At 37.2% G+C, this 21,559-nt stretch carries 14 protein-coding genes; 11 read left to right on the forward strand and 3 right to left on the reverse strand.

Annotated features, from left to right (window positions below):
- Positions 1-198 precede the first annotated feature (198 nt).
- The 3 genes from RIV7116_RS22345 to RIV7116_RS22350 are packed head-to-tail and all read right to left on the reverse strand — an operon-like array spanning position 199 to position 7,727.
- Entirely contained in the window at positions 199-1,260 is a 1,062-nt protein-coding gene (locus tag RIV7116_RS22345; protein WP_015120595.1) for a M20/M25/M40 family metallo-hydrolase, read from the reverse strand.
- A gap of 34 nt (positions 1,261-1,294) precedes the next feature.
- Positions 1,295-1,459, reverse strand: coding sequence for a hypothetical protein (locus tag RIV7116_RS35970; RefSeq protein WP_157229312.1), 165 nt, complete (start codon positions 1,457-1,459; stop codon positions 1,295-1,297).
- Positions 1,437-7,727 carry a translocation/assembly module TamB domain-containing protein gene (locus tag RIV7116_RS22350; protein ID WP_015120596.1) on the reverse strand — a complete coding sequence of 2,097 codons (6,291 nt, stop codon included), beginning with the start codon at positions 7,725-7,727 and terminating at the stop codon, positions 1,437-1,439. Before RIV7116_RS22350 ends, RIV7116_RS35970 begins: the two co-directional genes overlap by 23 nt.
- Positions 7,728-8,124: 397 nt before the next feature.
- Between RIV7116_RS22350 and RIV7116_RS22355 the strand changes: the two genes are divergently transcribed.
- The 11 genes from RIV7116_RS22355 to RIV7116_RS22405 all read left to right on the forward strand — a co-directional run bounded on the left by RIV7116_RS22355 (position 8,125) and on the right by RIV7116_RS22405 (position 21,429).
- Complete coding sequence (locus RIV7116_RS22355) at positions 8,125-8,517, forward strand: DUF3110 domain-containing protein (protein WP_015120597.1); 393 nt, start codon at positions 8,125-8,127, stop codon at positions 8,515-8,517.
- Positions 8,518-8,679: 162 nt separating this feature from the next.
- Positions 8,680-9,603, forward strand: coding sequence for an N-acetylmuramic acid 6-phosphate etherase (murQ, locus tag RIV7116_RS22360; RefSeq protein WP_015120598.1), 924 nt, complete (start codon positions 8,680-8,682; stop codon positions 9,601-9,603).
- Positions 9,604-10,374: 771 nt separating this feature from the next.
- The gene (locus RIV7116_RS22365) at positions 10,375-10,836 is read left to right on the forward strand and encodes a hypothetical protein (RefSeq protein WP_015120599.1); all 462 of its coding nucleotides are present in this window, start codon (positions 10,375-10,377) and stop codon (positions 10,834-10,836) included.
- A gap of 79 nt (positions 10,837-10,915) precedes the next feature.
- Positions 10,916-11,287, forward strand: coding sequence for a roadblock/LC7 domain-containing protein (locus tag RIV7116_RS22370; RefSeq protein WP_015120600.1), 372 nt, complete (start codon positions 10,916-10,918; stop codon positions 11,285-11,287).
- Positions 11,288-11,935: 648 nt separating this feature from the next.
- Positions 11,936-12,490: an ATP/GTP-binding protein gene (locus tag RIV7116_RS22375; protein ID WP_044291124.1), complete on the forward strand. Its 555-nt coding sequence runs from the start codon at positions 11,936-11,938 to the stop codon at positions 12,488-12,490.
- Positions 12,491-12,885: 395 nt separating this feature from the next.
- Positions 12,886-13,887 carry a DUF4388 domain-containing protein gene (locus RIV7116_RS22380; RefSeq protein WP_015120602.1) on the forward strand — a complete coding sequence of 334 codons (1,002 nt, stop codon included), beginning with the start codon at positions 12,886-12,888 and terminating at the stop codon, positions 13,885-13,887.
- Positions 13,888-15,022: 1,135 nt separating this feature from the next.
- Positions 15,023-16,240: a response regulator gene (locus RIV7116_RS22385; protein ID WP_015120603.1), complete on the forward strand. Its 1,218-nt coding sequence runs from the start codon at positions 15,023-15,025 to the stop codon at positions 16,238-16,240.
- A gap of 249 nt (positions 16,241-16,489) precedes the next feature.
- Complete coding sequence (locus RIV7116_RS22390; RefSeq protein WP_015120604.1) at positions 16,490-16,852, forward strand: response regulator transcription factor; 363 nt, start codon at positions 16,490-16,492, stop codon at positions 16,850-16,852.
- Between the two features lie 56 nt (positions 16,853-16,908).
- Complete coding sequence (locus RIV7116_RS22395; protein WP_015120605.1) at positions 16,909-17,385, forward strand: chemotaxis protein CheW; 477 nt, start codon at positions 16,909-16,911, stop codon at positions 17,383-17,385.
- A 98-nt stretch (positions 17,386-17,483) separates the two neighbouring features.
- Positions 17,484-20,933 carry a GAF domain-containing protein gene (locus tag RIV7116_RS22400; protein WP_015120606.1) on the forward strand — a complete coding sequence of 1,150 codons (3,450 nt, stop codon included), beginning with the start codon at positions 17,484-17,486 and terminating at the stop codon, positions 20,931-20,933.
- Positions 20,934-21,129: 196 nt separating this feature from the next.
- The gene (locus tag RIV7116_RS22405; RefSeq protein WP_015120607.1) at positions 21,130-21,429 is read left to right on the forward strand and encodes a four helix bundle protein; all 300 of its coding nucleotides are present in this window, start codon (positions 21,130-21,132) and stop codon (positions 21,427-21,429) included.
- The last annotated feature ends 130 nt before the right edge of the window (positions 21,430-21,559 follow it).

The raw sequence follows: 21,559 nt of genomic DNA on the forward strand, positions 1-21,559 counted from the left end.
GTGTTTTATTAGCAAAAGTTCAAACACGGAGAATAGTAATACTTTGGGTAAAAAAAATCTATACTTTGTTAAGTATATTAATATTCAAATGTTTCAGGATTCTGCCAATTTCTCCAGGCTTGCAATGCTCTTTATCGGTTCTAAAAGTTATCATCTCATTCCACTACAACTGGAATCGATATTACCAATTACCAATCCCTAACTCGGTGTTTGCAAACTACCGCTACCTTGCAATAAAGAGTTGGTAGCATTAACAATTAACTGTGCTGCTCCTTTAAAAAAATCACGTTCAATATTAGTTGGAGTATCGCTTGGTTGATGATAATAAGAGCTACGTAAATTAGCTGTATCTGTTACTAATAAAGCTCCGATTCCTTGCAGCCAAAACGGCGCATGATCGCTACGTAAAACATCGGGGGTAAAAAAGCCTTTGAGAGGAACCGGTAAAGTAAATACTGGTGGTAATTCAGATGATTTATCGAGATTTTGAAAAGTATTAATTAATGGTAAATGTTCGGTATCGCCTACTACGGCTAAAAAGTCACCTTTGTCGCTTGTAGGAGTTATGGGGAAACCAGAGGGAGTTTTTTGACAACCTACCGTATAACAAGCATAACCAACCATATCCATGACAATCACGCCGCGTAAGTTTTGCAAACGGGCTTGATTTTTAACGAAAGCACGACTACCTAATAAACCAGCTTCTTCTTTATCGAAAAAAGCCAATTGCAAAGTTCGAGGAGTTGCAGCAGAATTAAACAGTCTGGCAATTTCTAGCAATACGGCAACACCAGTTGCATTATCATCGGCACCGGGAGAATTTAAAACGGTATCGTAATGTGCGGCGAGTAAAATTGCTCCGGCTTTGCTATCAGTTCCCGGTTTTTCTGCAAAGACATTAATACCTCGCGGAAACTGTTCCAAAGAAGATTGCCAACCTATTTTTTTTAATTCATTAATAATATAATTGCGGGTACGTCTGCGTTCGGAAGTTGTAAAACGCTGAGAACTCAAGTTTTCTAAGTCAGCAAACAATCTTTCTGGTTCGACTTGAGGAATATTAGTTTGTATCTTTTTTTGTGGACTCTGAGTTGGTGAATTATCAAGTTTTGTAGACTCTTCTTGAGCTTGGGGAGTTTCTATATGAATAGTATTAAACTCAGCAGTTTCTTTAGATTGACTAAAAAAATTACTTCCGAAAAATAAAGTAACCGCAACACCTATTAATATCAACAGCACAAATCCAATATTTTTTTTCATAAATAATAATTGTTAGTGGTTAGTTGTTAGTTGTTCATTGCTTGCTGTTAACGGGAGCATCCCAATTTTGCAAAAAGCCCACGCAGGTGGGCTTCGTTTTTGTAGCCGCACCCTTCCAGGGTGTCGGATAAAGTATTTGTTCAACATTGGGATGCTCTCTTGCTAACTGTTCGCTATCAAAACCTTCTTTGATATTCAATCACAGCACGACTATCATCATCAAAATTAGTAGAACCGCGAAGACGAATTCTATCCTTTAATCGGTAATTAATACCAAATTGAAATGGGTCATCTGCCGTTAAAATCTTTAAAGCAGAAACCGAAATTCTATTGGTGACATCGACTCCAGCTTCTGCTGCAAGTTCAACAGTTGAATTACTTTTTCCGGCATCGGGATTGTCAGAAATAATAGTTGGAAATATTCGCAGTTCGTCTAAACCGAAAGCAGTACCGATTTCATTAAATGCGGTTTGTAAATTACCAAAAACAGCCGAACCGGCAATATTAAGCAATCCCACGGCGGAACTAGCTCTTCCCTCACCATCAAACCCACCTCCTAACAAAGCTACAATTTCTGTTTCAGTGCGTGCGGGGCTACTTTTTAATTCTAGGTTTTCATTAATTTTACTAGCTGGACCATTTACTTCTGCTTCTACACGAACCGTTTCTAAAGCTGCTAAACCAGTGGCATTTGCTCTACTAAAGTCGGAATTTTGAATTACATCTAATACCTTAGCAAATAAGCTGATATCTAAAATTGGATCGCGGGGTTGATTTTTTATAAATGTGGCAGTATTCTCTTCACCTTTATCTATATTGAATTGGGTAGTAAATAAGTTAACTCCCCCTTTTTTCAATTTCAGAGTGCCAACCGGTATGGGATTGCTAAATGTACCGTTGACGTTTAGAAGTCCGCTTGCTGTAATGCTAATTATCGGAGGGCGTTCGACTTTGACATCTTTGCTTAAAGTTAATTTTAGGTTATCAAATTTTCCTCTGGCATTTTCTTCTTGATTGATTTGTTTATTCGCTTTTAAACGTTTGATTCCGCTACTATTCGCAGCCACATTTTCTGTCTCATTTTCTGGTAGCAATACCAAGCCGTTACTCAAATTGATATTACCGCTAATAATTGGACTCAATGCGGAACCTTTGACAACTACTTTACCTCCGACACCACCTTGATAAAGTCCTTTGAGATTTATCGCTAATTTATCCAAAGTCACTGCAAGTGGGTTGTTAATTTGAATAAATTGGTCGTCATATATAGGAATTTCGCCTTTTGCTACTACCTTACCTCGGCTAAAGTCTCCTTGAAGAGCATCTATTACTATGGTGTCAAAATCAAATTGTACTTTTCCCGTAACGTTTGTGAGTTTTTCGGGTAAAGCTTGTGCCGAAAATGTCGCATTATTAAGAGTAGCATTGCCATTGACTACCGGTTCTTGTAAAGTACCGCGTACTGTTAGTTGAATTTCTCCTTCACCTTTTTCAAAGGTTGCTTGATTGCTAATTAAATTTAGTACGGCTAACCCTTCATTTTTGACATTTACATCTAAATTAATTTGATTGCTTGCGGGAGCTACTGAAGCAAAAGGTAATTGATAAGGAATGCTGCCGTTAATATCAACGGGTTCGGCATCATTAATCATGACGTTACTAGCAAAATTTAAGCGTCCGTTGCTATAACTGAAGCTCGCTGCGGCTGATTCTATTCCTTTTTGATTTAAAGTTCCATCGGTAATTCTAAATTCTCCTTTAGTTAAAGGATTTTTAATACTACCGGCTAAAGCTGCTCTGCCATTAAGATTGCCAGTTAAGCCTACAGGCAAATTCACAAAGTTATTCAATACTTCTAAAGGAAAATTATTTACTTGTAGAGTACCGTATTGTTCGTCTCCACCAACCGCACCGCTAAAGCTGAAAAGTCTATTTGTTGATTCGATCCGTAACGGGATTAATCTTAAAATTCCATTTTCAAAAGCACCTTGAGCAATAACTTGTTTTGCCCTATAGCGTTCTGGATCTTCTTCGGTACCCCAAGTAAAGTTTTTCCCTTTAATATCAAATTGCGTACTTATTCCTTTGTCTTCGGCTGTATCTAAGCTGATTTCACCATTAAAGGTTCCTTTCAAGTTTCCTAATTCTGGAAAAGGAGAAGCATCGCGTCGCTGTTGTTTTTGTCGTGCTAATAATGCTTGTATTTCTGAATAGCGACGCAGTTGTGTTAATAAACTTTGATTTGGTAAACCGACTGGAGTTGTTTTGAGTTGACTTGCTTTACCATAAGTTGGTTCTTCTAAACCACGTTGAATATCTGATAATTCGTATATTTGCAGTGCTGTTAAAACGTCTTGTATTTTACCTTCTTTAACTTTTAGCTTGCCTTTAATTTGCGGTGTCGTATTTATTTTGTTTACTGTCCCGGCAAGGCTATAAATGCTTTCTCCTTTGACAAATTCACCTTTAACAACCCTAATTTGTTTGCCATTATAATTAAAATTCGCAACCAAATTATCGCCTTTTAAGCGTCCAACTTCTGGATTTTTGACCGCAATCTCTCCTGAAGCTGTAGCAAAGGTTTTTTGATTCATTCGCAGGTTTCCGGTAAATTCTCCAGCTATTTTACCGGAACCAAGATAGCGATTAACTGGTAAAGGTAATTTTAATAGCCGTAAAGGAAATTTATTCACGTTCAGTGCTAAGATATCTCCTTGAGATTGACCGGAAGCAAATGCTTCACCACGTTTAATTAAAAAAGATTCGGGACGATTATTAGCATTCAAATTAACCGATATTTTATCTTGCTTTCCCGCAACATTTAATTGCAAACTGCTTCCTTGTTGCGATTTCACGTTACCAGCTAAAACTGGCTCAAATGCAATATCGTTAACTGCAAAATCTTTTAGTGCTACTTGCCCTACGATGTTTGGTATAGGTAGTTTACCAGTAATTTTACCGTTAAAATCTACTTTACCAGCCACGTCAACAGCATTGTAAACATCTACAGGTAACTGCTGCAAATCAAAATCATTAGCTCGGACATTCAAATCCAACTGCGTAATTGTAGGTATTCCCGTACTCTTGGCATTAGCAAAAATATCGCCGCTTATATATAAACCCGGTGCGCTGGCTCGTTGAATTTTTAGTTTATTACCATTCCAGGCGATCGCTGCATCGATTGGTTTCTCAAATCCCGGAATTCCTTGGGAAAACTGTACGTTTCCGTTAGCCCGCACGTCAGCTAAACTGGGATTCTTCCAGTTACCGGCAACTTGTAAATTACCGTTAAACTTACCGCGCAAGTTTTGATTTAACTGGTTTAATTCCAAATTCGCAGCATTAACAATTGCTTGATAGCTTCCGTTTTTCAATTGGATGTTAGACGCTGCAATTTTACCACCTGCTGCATCTATCGCAGCGTTACCCGCAGCAGTTAAACTATCAAAGGAATTTAGCGAACCTGCAATATTCAGTTTTCCGGTTAATGTTCCAGCTAAAACTTCCGGTACCTGTGGTGCAATTTGTCTGATTTTGATTTGATTAGCAGCAACTACAGCTTGATAATTACCGTTATTAACCAAAATATCCGATGCTGTAATCTTACCAGCACCAGTATTTATCGCAGCATTTCCCGACGCAGTTAAATCTTCAAAAGAATTTACCGAACCTGCAACATCAAATTTACCAGTTAATCTTCCTGCAAAAGATTTGGGAATTTGCGGCGATAATTGTCTTACTAACAAATCATTCGCAACAACCTTGGCTTGATATCTACCGTTATAAACTGCAATCTCGGCAGCAGTAATCCTACCCCCTGCTGCATTCACAAAACCATTTCCAGATATAGTTAAATCTTCCAAGGATTTTGTCGAACCTGCAACATCAAAATTCCCCGTTAATTTTCCTGGGAAAGATGAAGGTATTTGCGGCGATAATTGACGTACATCTATATTATTCACCCCAATTTTGGCGCGATATTGTCCTCTCGCAAACTCAATATCCCTCGCTAAAATTCTACCGGCAGCAGTATTTAAATTTCCTTTCCCCGATACAATCAAATTTTCCGGCGCAAAAGAATCTAGGGAACCAGCAACATTAAAGTTACCAGTTAATCTGCCAGAAAAAGACTTCGGAATCTGCTGCGACAATTCCCGCACTCGGACATTATTTGCCGCGACATCAGCTAAATAAACTCCGTTTTTGACTCGAATATTATTGGCTGCAACTGTACCACCTGCGGTTTCTATTTCAGCTTTACCATTAGCTACTATACTTTCTGGTTGAAAGGAATCCAAAGAACCCGCAACGTCAAAATCTCCCCTCAATTTCCCTTTAAACGACTTTGGTATTTGCTCTGATAATTGCTGCAACTGTAAATTATTAGCTTTAACTCTAGCTAAATAAATACCGTCTTTTACCCGAATATCCGACGCTGTAATGGTTCCTCCCGCAGCCGCTAAACCAGCATTACCCCGCACCTGCAAAGTTTTCATATCGAAATTGCTAGTACTTCCCGATACCTGAAACTTACCGTTCAAAGAACCATTAATAGGTAAATTAGCATTTTTGAATAAACGTCCGACTTGAACCCCAGAAGCGACTAAATCGGCGGAAAAATCTTGCTCGTTAAACTTGACTGAATTAACTGCAACTCTTCCCCCAGCAACCTTAATATCGGCATTTTCAGTTTTTATTTGAGCGATTTTAAACGGTGTGGAAGAACCAGAAACAATCACCTTACCGTTAAAATCAGCACTATCAAGATTTACCTTTTCTAACTGCTCCTGACTGACAAACTGATTAATTTTTATACCCTTAGTATTCGCCACAGCCTGCCAGCGCTGCTGATTCCAACTCCCGTAAGCTAAAGCCGTACCGCCAGCCACAGCCAAAGCTACATTACGAAACTGTAGGCTCCTATCCCGATTAACAACTACTTCCCCCGTTGCCGGATATGTCGCTTGAGGAGCATTAAATTCTACCAGAGTGCGAAGAGTTTCCGGCGTACCGCTTAAATTAGCAGTTGCTGCGACTCTCCCAACTTGAAACGAAGGTGTAGGAATATCATAAATTCTCGCGAAACTATCCCCAGGTGCGTTGCTAGTGAGAAAATTAAAATTAACTTGGGAACTTCTACCTACCGTATCGTCACCCATTAAAATTTTACCGGCACCGCGCACATCTCCACCTACAGCAGCAGTACCGCGAATATCTGTAAAAGTAATTGTTGAATCGGCTGTAACAAAAGCAAATTTACCGCTAGCGGTTTTTAACTTCACTTTATCCACAATACCTGGCTTAACGGTGGCAACGGTACCGGAAATAATTGGTTGAGTAATAGCCCCCGTCATCTTCAAATCGCCTTTGACAACTCCACCTACCGGTAAAGGTGACTGAATCTCAAGAGTTTGTAAAGTATCGTTGACGCTAACAGCATTCACCCGAGCCGTCAAATCGTAACCTGTTTTCCAATCAATAATACCGCCACCACTCAAAGGAATTTTTCCGTAACTGGTAACTACATCGTTCAATCTGACTTTTGTACCGTCAAACTGCAAAGTTCCCTGAGAATTCACCAACGGCTTTGGCATTCGAGCAACCTGGAAACTCAATCCTTCAACCCGAGCGTTGCCGTATAATAAAGGCTGTATTTTTTCCCCAGCAGGTAATTTTACCTGTAAATCCCCATTTATTTTCCCTCCCTTTAAGTTAATTGGTAGCTCAACAAGAGGTGTAACTTCTGATGCGATTAAATCTTCTACCTGTAACTGTAAATTACCCGTTTTTGTTTTAATCCCTACCTTACCTCTCACCGAAACATTACCGCTGCGCCCCGGTTTTCCTCCGACTTCAAACCTGACTGCTTGATAATTATCGAAAAACTTAGCGTAACCATTAAGTTCTGAAAATACTACCTTGGGAGATACTTGCCGATTCTCTCCAAAAGGCATTAATGTTACACTTCCATTACGCAAATTAACTTTTTCTAGATCTATAGCAATTGCTCCGGGTTTTTCCGGTAAAACAATTTTAGTCGTAATCCAACGTCCTTGTTCATCTCGATCTACATAGCCAACTGGGTTGACTAAAGTTATATCTAGCTTTAATTTACGATTGAACAATAATTTTAACGGGTCAAATCCAACTTCTATAGCATCAGCTTTAACTGTATCCGCATCTGTTGCCGTCTTGGGAACAGCCGAAGCTCCAAACCGCACGCCAGAAAGCGAAAAACCATTCACTTCCCCTAACTCAAGCGGGCGATCGATAATACTAGTCAGATTTTTTTCTACTAAGGGCGCTAAATCTTGTCGAATAAAAACCTGTAGTCGCCAGATTCCGAAGGAAATTCCTACAATTAGCAATCCACCAAAAGCCAACCCACCGCGACTAAGTACCAAAAACCACAAACGTTTGCGATTTTTGGATTTGGGACATTTTTCAGTAGAAGAGGAATTAGGCATTTTATGTTACTTCTGACTTTAGTCGATGCAACCTACAGGCTGATATGGTATTCATAGTACGCTTGCTATAAACCCTTCTAGAATAACTCGCTGGCTCGAACCTTAATAACTTTTGAGTAGCAAGAATAATTTGGAATTGCCTGCTTGTTTTAACGTTTTTCTTAATTAATGAAGTTCATCTAACCCATTTTTAACAGTAATTTTGAGTAATCCAGGCAAAAAGAATCAAAACTGAAACGGCAGTGGAATTAAAACAATGCTTTTTATATTCCCCTCAAAATAAAAGCCAAGTCAGGAAAATGTTAAGAAAGCGAGAATTATTACTTCAACTTTCCCCCAAGTGCATCCTAGAACTTTAATATGGATAGAACCCAAACAAAAGGAAAGGTGATTACAGATGGGGCGCGTTTTTGTGTTAATCTTTAATGCCCGTACAGAAAATGAGGGAATTCATACAATTCGGATTGGCGATCGCAATAAAGTGTTGATGTTTGAATCCGAAGACGACGCTACGCGCTTTGCATTAATGCTAGAAGCGCAGGATTTTCCTACTCCCGCAGTCGAACCAATGGATATGTCAGAAATAGAGCAGTTTTGTAAAAGCGCTGATTATGACTACGAAGTCGTTCCTTCTAACGGTGACTTAGTAGTTCCCCCAGAACAAAACGTTGATGAAACTGATTGGCGTGAAGACGATTCAACTGCTACCGAACCAAAAGTCCAGCAAGAAGAGGAAATCTCAAATACTGAACTAGACAATATCCGTCGCAAGCTGGAAGGATTGTTATAAGGTGCATAAATTTGTGATTTTTAATTAAACCTACGGATAAAACCGGGTATAAATTTAAATGTAGAGACGCAATCCTATAAGCGTCTCTACAAAATTTCAATTTCACAAGGAACTGAATCTAAAATCTAGAGTTGGTTTGGCATTAATCAAGGATTAAAACACATGACAGATTTGCAAGAGCGCGGACACTTACTAACCGAACAAGTTAATCCTGATAGTCTTAATTTAGACCAGTTAAGCAGCGTGGAATTTGTCGAACTATTTAATCGCGAAGACGCAAACGCTGTCGCTGCGGTTAGTGCTGCAAAAGAAGATTTAGCGAAAGCGATTGATTTGGCAGCGCAAAGTCTTGAAAAAGGTGGACGTTTGTTTTATGTGGGTGCGGGTACTTCTGGTAGATTAGGGGTGTTAGATGCTGCTGAATGTCCGCCGACTTTTTGTACTCCTCCAGAATTAGTTCAAGGTATAATTGCTGGCGGTGCCGGTGCCCTAGTACGTAGCTCTGAGGACTTAGAAGACCGCGCTCAAGATGGCGAAGCTGCTATGGCACAACGAGAAATTAATCAGCTTGATGTGATAGTAGGTATAACTGCAGGCGGAACTACTCCCTTTGTCCACGGTGCTATCAATGCAGCTAAAAGTCGGGGCGCAACAACTGTATTCATGGCTTGCGTTCCATCCGAGCAAGTCAGTGTGGAAGTTGACGTTGATATTCGCTTGCTTACAGGGCCAGAAATATTAGCCGGTTCAACTCGCTTAAAAGCCGGTACCGCAACAAAGTTAGCTTTAAATATTATTTCTACAGGCGTAATGGTTAAACTTGGTAAAGTTTACGGCAATCGCATGGTAGATGTAGCAGTTACAAATCAAAAGTTACGAGATAGAGCTTTACGAATTTTACAAGATTTAACTGATTTGAGCCGCGAAGCTGCCAGTAGTTTACTCGAACGCAGCGGTAAATGGGTCAAGTTAGCAATTTTAATGCATGAAGCTGGTGTAGATAAAGAACAAGGTGACAAGCTTCTTTCCCAACATCGGGGGAATCTCAGAGAAGCAATTGAAGCGAAAAAGTCCGCGATTAAATAATAGCTCATCTGTTTATTCCAATTGTGGATGAGTAAGTATAATTCGTAATTCGTAATATCTCCTTACCCTAACGGGTCAGCAAGCTGAACGGAGACGCTTAGTCTAACGACTCACTTCGTGAACGCTAACGTAATTCGTAACAAAACAAAGATTGTTAAGTATTTCCCATCAAGATTAATATGGTTGTCTTATCTGATTCAGATGATTACTTGCAGTAAGTTTTTCTTTGTAACTGAGTTCAAGTGAAATTTCGCTCTTGAATAAATTAATTACAAATGTTTAACCTAACAAAATAGTAATGACCAACCGTATTAATTTTGATGGATTACACATTTACAATGAGACCGTCTGACCCCCTGCTAAAAACCGCAAATTAGTGACAGTAATCATACATTCACATTCTGGCTAAATTTATTGCATATTTGGAGAATAAGCATTCTCCTTTTATATTTCAATAGGAATTACGCAAAGCAAAATAGCCATTGTGGGTGAATACGCCGCCATCGCATGTCCTAACTGACACACTACGCTAACGTAATTACGCAATTACGTTATTTTTGCGTAAGCCCTGAATAAAATTATTTTCAATAATACAAAAATATTATTTATAATTGATTGGAAATAAATAGAACTAAAAATTTTAACTAAAACCAGTGATTGTACTTATAAAAAAAGATAAATAGCTAATTGCTCAATGGGTATAAACTCTGTTGGCGTTTGAAAGCTGTCCAAAGATAATCGGAGGTGCAGTTATCTAAAAGCTAGGTAGTCATGTTACGTCAAGAACTTGGAGATTTCTCCAGTATTGTTTGCTTCAAAGCTGCTATTACTGGAATGGAAGAAGCTTTGGGGGAAAAAGCAACTGCAATTGCTTTGATCGCAGCAGGTCGCTCTCGCGGTAAAAATCTTGCCAAAGATTTAGGTTTATCAAAATCAAATATTGAGTGGAGTTTAGTTGCAGATAAAATTGGTTTCGCATTAGGTATCAATGGAACCAAGCTTTGCAAAATAGAAAGTATTGTTGAAGAAGAGGATGTAATCAAAGTATTGACTTCAGAAACTTTGTGTTCGGCTGGCGAACCCCAAGGCTCACCTCGTAAATGTACGTATACTTTGGGTGCAGTTTGGGGAGTGATAGAAGAGATTAGTAGCAAGCGTTTAAAAGGCAGCCATACCGAATCTGTACTTCGTGGTGGAAATCACGATGTTTTTGAATTTACACCCTTAGTATAAAAATAATGGAATTTAATAGCCCTATTGATTTGGCTATCAAGAATTTTGGTTAATCAATACAAGTAATAAGGATAAGAGAATGCCTATCAATGCTGGCAAAATTGAAAGTATTTTGCAAAATTTCGTAAGCGGTACTAATGATATTCAAGGAGCAACCCTTGTTTCTCCCGATGGTTTATCTTTAGCTACAGTTTTGCCAAGTACGATGGATGATGAAAAAGTATCTGCGATGTCTGCGGCGATGTTATCTCTAGGCGAACGTATAGGTAATGAATTATCAAGGGGTAGTATAGACCGTATTTATGTTGAAGGCGATAAAGGCTACGGCGTATTGACCAACTGTGGAGATGATGCTGTATTGCTAGTGTTAGCTAGTCAATCAGCTAAGCAAGGTTTATTGATGCTAGAAATCAAGCGACTGACAGAAGAGTTAAAATTAGTTTTGATGTAATACCAATTCTGTATGAGGTTGCGCTGAATCGCTCTCAGCCTGGAAGGCTGGAGCTACCAATACAAAGCCAACCTACGTTGGCTAAATATGGCGCATCTTTATAAAGAAATGGTATAAGTGTGATTAAAGAATTATTTTTTATTCCATATTATTTCGGTGACCAACAATTCCGAAACATCTGAATAAAAAAAAAATTGAACAATCAAAAAATTGAATTCACTTTTATCATCTCCGCGTTTATTACTTTGTTTATTACTTGTAAATAGGAAAATAATATAGCAATCCTAAATCATACATGAGAGAATACGTTTTTTTTGAGTATTTATTAAGCACAGTATGTATCTATTTTTCTCGCCGTAAAGCTTTATTTAGCGTCACAACAAAAATTAAAAATTTAACTTGCTTGTTTAAATAAATCTCAGTATTTTATCACTATTTATTTAGGATTACTATAATTCATTTATGAATGACTAAATCGATAATTCCTTTCGACATACAAGTTATCAACGGGGCATCAAAACCCACATAAAGAATCCTAAACCGTTACTTTATTCCGAAATAATAACAATTATCAAGAAAATAAAAGTGTAAGTAATATTATTGATAATCAGTTATTTCATCCTACTGTCTATTTTTTTAGTAAATTCTATGGAAATCATGCGTATGGTTGTTACCGGTCCAGTTGGGGCTGGTAAATCTACATTTATTCGTTCAATTAGCGAAATTGAAGCTGTAGATACAGACCGCAAAGCAACAGACGACACTTTATTACTTAAGAAAAATACTACTGTTGCTTTTGATTTTGGTAGATTGCAGTTTAACCCAGATATGGCGCTGCATCTTTACGGTACACCAGGTCAAGAACGATTTAATTTTATCTGGGATATGTTAATTCGTAAGGCTCATGCTTATATATTACTAGTAGCTGCCCATAGACCCGGAGAATTTCTTTACGCTCGTAAAGTAGTTTCCTATATGAATCAAAGATCGCAAATCCCCATGATTATTGGTCTGACTCATATGGATTCTCCTGATGCATGGTCTCAGGAAAATATAATTGCTGCTTTGGGTTATTACGATATCAATTCTCAACCTCCTGTTGTTGTAGTTAATCCGAATGAAATGTCTTCTGTCGCGAATGCTGTCATTAATTTAGTACAACATTACGTGCAGTATAATGCTTCCAAAACTATGGCTGTATAATAATTTGATATCTGTTTTCACTAGAGAAAAATTTTCTATTTGTGTTATCAATATAATTAAAATTAAAAAACAATTAATTTACTTGATAATATCCTATAGCTATAATTTAATATTTAAGCATGAATTATATAGATTTACCTCTCAGAATAGACTTAAGTTATTACTCATCTATTTGTCCTATTGATGTTAAATATTTGTATCAAAAAAGTCTGTTCAGGCAAAAAAACATAAAATAAATATTATTATGTAGATAGCAATCATAATATAAATGTTTTTTCTAATATTTCCATCAAAAAAAATTGACAGCAAACTTATTTATAAGTTTTTCCGGTTTAAGACAGTAAAATTCATAAAATAACTATTGTTCCTTAAAAGAGTATTTTACGTAGGAAGATATGGCATTTAGTGGTTACTTATCTAAATTTTCTTTACCAGAGATATTTGAATTTTTAGAACAAGGATTCAAAACTGGCTTGCTTAGTATTCGTACTTTGAAAAACGAACGGGATGAATCAGTCCAGAATTATTATATATGGCTGCGTCAGGGTCGTATTGTAGCGGCAGCTAGTAAGCTAGATAATCAGGGGTTAGCTTCACTGATTAATCAGAGAGGCTGGGTAAGTCGAAATTCTGCTATAAAAAAGTTTCAAGCGAGCGGCGGAAAAATGGCAATGGGCTTGTGCCTTAAGTCTCAGGGTTTGCTGTCAGCAGAACAGCTAACACTATTGTTTCGTGCCCAAATAATGGGACAAGTTTCTCGTTTATTTGAACTTGAAAATGGTAAGTTCAGTTTTGATTTTCAGGCTCCCATGCCAGTTGCAGAAATGACTGGACTAAGTATGATAACTACTGAAGCCACAATCAAAGGTTTACGGGGCTTGCGAAACTGGTCTGCGTTAACAGCAAAACTACCAGATCCGACTTCAGCTATCCTAAAGAAAACAGAAATTATCTCTAACGTACAGTTAGATTCTCAAGAGTCAAGAGTTTGGGAATGTGCCAATGGTGAAACTGATTTGAGTCAAATAGCTAATAAGTTGTCAGTTCCCCTAGAAAAAGTACGGCAGATTGCTTTCCGATTAATTGTCAGCAATTTAGCAAAAGAAACTTTTATTATAAATAACAATAAAGTTTCGAGAATAGAAAACACTGAAGAATTTGCTGATTTGAATTCTAAAAACGGATTTGGTCAATTATCATCTGAGACATTTGCGGCAAAGTTATCTACTTTGAATACTCCAGAGACCTCATATGATTTACACTCTAGAGAGCCAAAAGCGGTAGATGTAGAGAAAAAAATATTAGATACAATTCCTGATTGTTCTTATGATATAGATGTAAGTCAATCATTTTTACAAAATTTAGTTGGTTTTTTAAAAACAAAAGTCGAAAGTTAAATAACGTATTTTATGACAAACATACATTTATAAATTTTGATTTTCACTATTTCCATCGCTATAGCAATCCTATTTGAATTTTGAAAAATACTCAGTAAGTTTTCTGTTCCCTAGCCCCTACGAGTTATTCAGAAATCAAAACAGATTCCTGTATATATTCGTTAGTTGCTGAAATCTTGGATGCGAGTAAAGACTGCTAACATTTTTGGATATTATATTTTGCTTGATTTTTTCAAGCTATTTATCTATATAAAATGAGTTATTCTTGGGATATTAGTATGTTTATATATATGAATGTTGTTTCTGAAGTTTAGTTAATTTCGGTTGCCAATTGATACAGTTTGAAACATCCTTTTTTATAGCTTCCTATTTTCAGTCAAGAATAGTTTTTCACATCTTCATTTTTGTAGAAAGAGAGGCTGAGTAATAATTTTGAGGCTAAAAATATTCTATAAAGCTAATATATATGATTTAAAATAAATAACCATTTACATTTATTTTAATATGCTTTTATAAGATAAAGCAATATTAATGAATATTTATTATTAGAATTGGAAATATTCTTTGAATGACTTTCGATGATATTTTTAAAAGGTATTGAAAACAGTAAAATCTTTTAATTCAGATTTATATCATTAGATAAAATGCTATTTATATAATTTTTAATTAATATATAAAAGATATTTTTTATGCATACTTGTTTATGAATTAAAAATACATCTTGTTAACAAATAAGATTACAATATAATAGGTTGTGCGAGCTAAACTCCGTACAAACAACATAGCTGAAAAAAGTGAAAATCAGAATATACACTGATTCAGTTATAGTGACATTTCATCTAAGATGATATATAACCAGTTGGTGCATACTCGTAGGACTATAGCCATTCTTTAAACGATTCGTGAAATCTCTACAGATGTATAGAAAAAATATCCAACAAATTTTTTTCTATAGATTTATCTTGCGGATATTCCCGGTCTTTAATAAAAAGCATTATTAAACTGTACTTCGAGTTAGGGTAACCATCCGGAGTTAGTTTACTTTTTTATATTGCAAACAGGCATACCTCCTGACTGTTATAAGCGCTAGCCTGGAAAAATTAAAGGAAAGACCTATTAATTAAGGGAACAAAGTATGAGCCATCCGGAAATGATGGTATCGAGTGAACTACTCGATGAATTTAGAACTTGTACTCAAATACAATATAGTGGCAAATTAAATATCAAAAGTTCCAAAGGGCATAAGTGGATATTCTACTATCGATTGGGACGTATCGTTTGGGCTACTGGAGGAACTCATCCTTTCCGACGTTGGCGCAGACACATGACTCAACATTGCCCGGAAATTGATATTGATAAAATGCAATTTGATTCCAAGGAATTATCAACATCAAATGATTACTGGGATTATAAACTGCTCGAAGTCTTGCATGAAAATCAGAAAATTAAGCGCGAGCATATCAACTCTGTTGTAGAAAGGACTATAGCAGAATTATTGTTTGACTTAGCTCAACAAGCACATTTCAATCAAATCCAGTGCGATCGCACTAATGATGTGATATTGGAAGCCCCAATGAGCTTTACAAGTGCAGATATGTCTTTAAAGTTCATGCAAGATAGCTGGAAGCATTGGTCGGAAGCTGGGTTGGCAAATTTCTCTCCAGACTTAGCACCAATTCTTCGCAGACCAGAACAGTTACAGCAAATGGTAAGTCCTGCTGTCTACAAAAACTTTGTAAATTTGATGAACGGCAAATACACTTTACGAGATTTAGCCGTCAAAATGAAGCAAAATCCTTTACCTATAGCTCGTTCTTTATTGCCTTACGTGCTTAAAGGGATAATCGAACTCATCAAAGTTCCCGATCTGCCTTTCAAAATAGGTGATGGTCAAAATATATCGAATATAGAACCCGAACCGGAAGCGCCGTCCGGTCCTTTGATAGCTTGCGTAGATGATAGTCCGCAAGTTTGCCAAATGCTCGAGCAAATTCTTGTTCCTCAAGGACTTAGATTTATTAAAATTCAAGACCCCGTTCAGGCTCTACCAATTTTGATTGAGAACAAGCCTGATTTGATTTTCTTGGATTTAGTGATGCCAGTTGCTAGTGGCTATGAAATTTGCGCTCAATTGCGTCGGATTTCAGTATTTGCTAACACACCAGTAATTATACTTACCGGTAGTGATGGTCTATTTGATAGAGTTCGTGCCAAAGTCGTAGGCTCTACAGACTTTATTACTAAACCTGTTGTTGCTGACAAAGTAATGGGAGTTATACGAAAGTATATACAAACTCCATCACAGAATAAAAACAATTCCAATACACAAACTTTGTCATTCGGACATTCTTAATTTGTTCGCTTCTATAAGCAAGAAATAAGCGGTTTCTGTTTTACATTCTCCAGACAGAAACAATAGTGCTTATACATTTATTAAGTTTAGTAAATAAAGCTTCACTTTAACGAAGCATGAGTGTTTTTACTGTAGCTTAATTAAGAAAAAATGCATCAAAATTAGAGAAAGCGATTAGTTTATAAAATCACTAATTTGACAGTTAAATCGCTGTTTTTCATTATTAAATAAATCTGATGGGTAATTACTATGAGTACTATTTTAGTTGTTGAAGACGGTATCACTGATATGCAGATGATTAGCCGTTATTTAGAACAAGCCGGTTATCGCGTCATGGGGGCAAAAAGTAGCGAGGAAGCTCAAGAAAAAATTACCGAAAATAAGCCAGACGTGATATTCCTAGACGTAATTTTGCCCGGAAAAAGCGGTTTTGAAATTTGTCGAGAGCTGAAAGATAATCCCAATACTAAAACTATTCCAGTAGTTTTTTGTTCTACTAAGAATAGCGATGTAGATAAAATGTGGGGTGATATGTTGGGTGCGGATGCTTATATTTCTAAGCCCGTACAAAAGGAAGATTTAGAAGGAGTATTGCAAAGACTAAAGAAATAAATATAAATAGATATTTTGTAGATGATGTGAATAATTAAGTTTAAGGAATAATAACCTTGGATACGACGGAAGAAAAGTTTTTAAGCTTCAATTTGGGTGTAAAAGATACAGCAATTATTTCATTGCAGAACGTCACAGAAATTTTACCCGTATCTTTAAATGAAGTTTGCTGCGTTCCTCAAATGCCCAACTGTGTATTTGGTATCTATAATTGGCGCGGTGAAATGCTTTGGTTGATTGATTTAGAAGAAATGCTAGGCTATTTACCTTATTCCTATGGTAGTAGCTTTGTTTCAAAAATGATGGCAATTATTTTAGAAAAAGAAGGTAAATCTTTGGGATTGCTGGTGAGGCAAATTATGGATATTGAAGAATTTAATTCAAAACAAATGAAGCCACCGTCACCCGAATTAGTTTCTCAAGAAGTTGTTCCTTTTTTAGAAGGATATTTTATTAATTCTTCAGAAGAAATGATTGTGAGCTTAGATGCTTCTGCAATTTTGCAATCTCCTCTATGGTCAATTCATAATTAGATTTATAGAAATCAGGGAGTGGGGAAAAATACCTTAGTAGAATTATATATTTCCCCACACATAATTTAACGTAATTTAAAATACTTTGAGGTGCAAAAATGACTAGCGCATATCAAGAAAATACAGGAAATGGACATCATATTTCTGGTAGTGAGCCATCCGAAAAACTCAGCGAATTAAATAAGAAAGCCTTAAATTCAACAAGCAGCGAACAGAAATTTAAGAATTGGAGACTACAGTTAACGTCTATTCTTAATCAAATCCGCAAAGTCAGAAACATAGAAGAATTAATACAAGTTACAACAGCAGTTGTCAAAGAGAAAATTTCCAGCGATAGAGTGGTGCTTTATCGCTTTGAATCTTCATCCTCCGGGGTCGTTATAGGAGAATCCGTTGCCCCAGGTTGGACTCCTGCAATCAACGAAAATATCCCAGCGATGATTTTTGGTTTGGATACAAGGGAAGAATACTTACAAGCTGTCAGCGTTAACGATATTAAGGAAGTTGAGCTTACAGCTTACAAAGCACAGATTTTAGAAAAATTTCAAATTACAGCTAGCTTAAGCGTTCCGATCTTAGCTGAAAATAAAATCTGGGGATTATTAGGCGTTCAGAATTGTGCAACTGCACGTCAGTGGGAAGAATCGGAAATTAGCTTATTATCTCAAGTCACTACCGAAATTTCTCATAAGTTAGAAAGCTTTAAATTAGAAAGAAGACTCAAACAGCAAGCCCAAGAGTTTAAATCGATAACCAAAGTTATTGATAAAATTCAGCTTGCTTCGAGTCTCGATAAACTATTCCGCACAACCACTCAGGATGTCCGAGAATTAATACAATGCGACCGTTTAGCGGTTTATCGCTTCAATGCTGATTGGAGTGGTAAATTTATTGCCGAATCTGTTGCTAATGGTTGGGTACCTCTTGTTGGTCCTGGCATCGAAACTGTTTGGGAAGATACTCATTTGCAGGAAACCAAAGGGGGTCGTTATCGGCAACACGAAACCTTCGTTGCTAACGATATCTACAAGATGAATCATGCTCCTTGCCATATAGAAGTCCTGGAGCAGTTCCAAGTTAAAGCTTACGTAATTGTTCCTGTATTTGCAGGACAAAAACTCTGGGGTTTGCTTGGTGCCTATCAAAACAGTGGTGCTTACGAATGGCAAGAAGAACAAGTTAAACTGTTGCAGCAAATTGCAGTTAACTTGGGTGTAGCTGTATCTCAAGCAGAATACGCACAGCAGAGTGAAGAAAAATCGCAGCAGTTAGCTAAGACAACAGAACGCCAGCAAAGTCTCATCAGCTTGACTCGTAAAATTGGTAAAGGACTTGCAGAAAACGTTAACAATTCATCTCAGTTTAATGGAATTCTCCAAACAACGGTATATGAAGTTCGACGCTTATTAGAAACCGACCGTACTGTAGTTTATCGCTTTAACGAAGATTGGAGCGGTGAGTTTATTGCCGAATCTGTAGGCAAAAACTGGAAGCCTTTTGTAGAAACAGAAATTGACCAAGATCTATTACAGGAAAACGGTCATTGTGACTCCCTTCGCAGTCTTAACGCTATAAAAGAACAAGATACCTATCTTCAAGATAATCAAGGAGGACGTTATCAACAAAAAACTAGTTTCGTTGTTAATGATGTAGAAAAAGAGGGATTTCCTCCTTGCTACATGGAATTATTGGAACAATTTCAAGCTAAAGCTTATCTTACCGTTCCGATTTTCCAAGGTAATAAACTCTGGGGATTATTAGCAAGCTATCAACATTCTGCGACCCGCCAATGGCAAGAATTTGAAATCAGCGCAATGGAGCAGATTGCCGTGCTGTTAGCAGTAGCTATGCAACAGTCACAAACATTAGATAGATACGAGCAGCAATCGATGAAAATGGAACTTGCTGCAAATCGCGATCGCGCTTTATCTAAAGTTATTGACAAAATCAGACAAACACTTGACATTGAAAGCATCTTTTTAACTACCACTCAAGAGATGCGGGCACTTTTAAATACCGACCGCGTAGCAGTATACCGCCTCAACCCAGATTACAGTGGAGAATTTATTGCTGAATCTGTAAGCCCTGGTTGGCTGCCTTTGGTAGATAGACAGCATCAAATTCGACGATTGCAAGAAAGTGTAAATAGCTGTAGTCGGATGCGAACCCTGTTTAAGGAAAACGAAATAGGCAATACGGGTAATACAGACCCTTATTTGCAAAGTAGTTTAGCTGGTAAAGGTTCAGAAAATCAATCCTATGTTGCTTCTGATATATACGCTAAGGGATTTAACGATTGTTACGTCCAGGTATTAGAGCAATATCAATGTAAGGCTTACGCTATTGTCCCCATCTATCAGGGACAACAACTTTGGGGGATGCTTGCAGCTTATCAGAATGACGGTCCCCGCGAATGGGAAGATGGAGAAGTCAAACTGTTAACTCAAATTGCTAGCCAATTAAGCGTAGCGCTACAGCAAGTTGAATTTCTCCAACAACTGCAGGCACAGTCTTCACAGGTTGCAGAAGCCGCAGCCAGAGAAAAGCAAGGCAGAGAATCTTTACAGCAAGGAGCGATGAAACTGCTCTCAGCAGTTAGACCTGCTCTAAACGGAGATTTGACAGTACGCGCGCCAATTACAGAAGATGAATTAGGCACTATCGCTGACGCTTATAACAATACCCTACAAGCATTACGGCAAATCGTTCTCCAAGTTCAAGCAGCTGCTCAACAAGTTGCAGAGACTTCTGGTAACAGCAATATATCTTTGAATGGATTGACAGACTTAGCACAGCAACAGTCAAAAGAGATTAGTGGTGCTTTGACCGAAATTCAACAGATGGTAGATTCGACTCAAGAAGTTGTATCAAACGCCGAATCAGTGCAAGTTGCAGTCCAAAAAGCCAATCAAACTGTGGATTCTGGCGATGCAGCCATGAATATGACTGTAGAAGCCATTCAAGCCATCCGCGAAACAGTTTCTCAAACCAGTAAAAAGATTAAGCGTCTAAGTGAATCTTCTCAGAAGATTTCCAAAGTGGTTAATTTGATTAGTAACTTTGCAACTCAAACAAACGTACTAGCACTGAATGCAGCCATTGAAGCCACTCGTGCAGGAGAATATGGTAAAGGCTTTGCAGTAGTAGCCGATGAAGTACGCTCTTTATCCCGTCAGTCAGCAGCTGCAACCATCGAAATTGAAAAACTAGTTCAAGAAATCCAAGAAGAAACTGGTGAAGTAGCAGTAGCGATGGAAACAGGTATTCAGCAGGTAGTGGAAGGTACCAATCTGGTAAATGAAACCAGACAAAATCTTAACGATATTGTTGAGGCAACCGCTCAAATCAGCGATTTACTTGAAAGAATTACTGATGCAACCCAAACTCAAATGTTGCAATCGGTATCAGCCACCGCATCAATGAAAGATGTAGCCCAAATTTCCCAGAAAACTTCCACCGAAGCTAACGGTATTGCCTCAGTATTTCAACAGCTATCTGAAATGGGACAGGAATTGTTAGCAAGTGTAAGTAAATTCAAACTCAACTAAATAGAAATTAGGAGTTAGGAGTTATGAGTTAGGAGTTATATCTGGACTTATGCACCAACGCAAAAATAGTATTGAGTCTTCTATTTGTAACTACAGCATAAGTCCTAGATATTTCAATTCCTAATTTATTACTTCTAATTCGTAAAAGTCAGAATTAAAAGTAGTAAATTAGGCTTTGATTACGGGAGGGTAGTTTTTGACAACGAGTATTATACAAAATAAAAGTTTTAATTTTGCTTTAGAGATAATTAATCTTTATCCTAAACTTCAACAGCACAAGGAATATGTAATTTCCAATCAATTACTCAAATCCGGGACAAGTATCGGAGCCAATGTTGAAGAAGCCAGTGAAAAACAAAGTAGAAAAAACTTCTTAGCGAAAATTTATATCGCTTACAAAGAAGCTAGAGAGACTAAGTACTGGTTGCGATTACTAAAACATTCTAAGTTAGTAAACCTTGATATAACTAAAGAACTTACATATATAGATGAATAATTCGTATTTTGAGTTCAATAGTTAAAATAACCGAACAATCAATAAACAAACAAATTTAAATAAACAATTATATAGATAAATAAGTAAAGTTAACTTCTAACTCCTAATTCCTAATTCCTAATTCTTCAAA

It is taken from the genome of Rivularia sp. PCC 7116 (genome assembly GCF_000316665.1).
Classification (GTDB): Bacteria; Cyanobacteriota; Cyanobacteriia; order Cyanobacteriales; family Nostocaceae; genus Rivularia.

Excerpts from the sequence above, each read along its gene's own strand:
- RIV7116_RS22380 (WP_015120602.1), top strand. The coding sequence starts at position 12,886 with ATGGCATTTAGTGGTTACTTATCTAAATTTTCTTTACCAGAGATATTT.
- RIV7116_RS22390 (WP_015120604.1), top strand. The coding sequence starts at position 16,490 with ATGAGTACTATTTTAGTTGTTGAAGACGGTATCACTGATATGCAGATG.
- RIV7116_RS22375 (WP_044291124.1), top strand. The coding sequence starts at position 11,936 with ATGGAAATCATGCGTATGGTTGTTACCGGTCCAGTTGGGGCTGGTAAA.
- murQ (WP_015120598.1), top strand. The coding sequence starts at position 8,680 with ATGACAGATTTGCAAGAGCGCGGACACTTACTAACCGAACAAGTTAAT.
- RIV7116_RS22400 (WP_015120606.1), top strand. The coding sequence starts at position 17,484 with ATGACTAGCGCATATCAAGAAAATACAGGAAATGGACATCATATTTCT.
- RIV7116_RS22385 (WP_015120603.1), top strand. The coding sequence starts at position 15,023 with ATGAGCCATCCGGAAATGATGGTATCGAGTGAACTACTCGATGAATTT.
- RIV7116_RS22370 (WP_015120600.1), top strand. The coding sequence starts at position 10,916 with ATGCCTATCAATGCTGGCAAAATTGAAAGTATTTTGCAAAATTTCGTA.
- RIV7116_RS22365 (WP_015120599.1), top strand. The coding sequence starts at position 10,375 with ATGTTACGTCAAGAACTTGGAGATTTCTCCAGTATTGTTTGCTTCAAA.
- RIV7116_RS22345 (WP_015120595.1), bottom strand. The coding sequence starts at position 1,260 with ATGAAAAAAAATATTGGATTTGTGCTGTTGATATTAATAGGTGTTGCG.
- RIV7116_RS22350 (WP_015120596.1), bottom strand. The coding sequence starts at position 7,727 with ATGCCTAATTCCTCTTCTACTGAAAAATGTCCCAAATCCAAAAATCGC.
- RIV7116_RS22355 (WP_015120597.1), top strand. The coding sequence starts at position 8,125 with ATGGGGCGCGTTTTTGTGTTAATCTTTAATGCCCGTACAGAAAATGAG.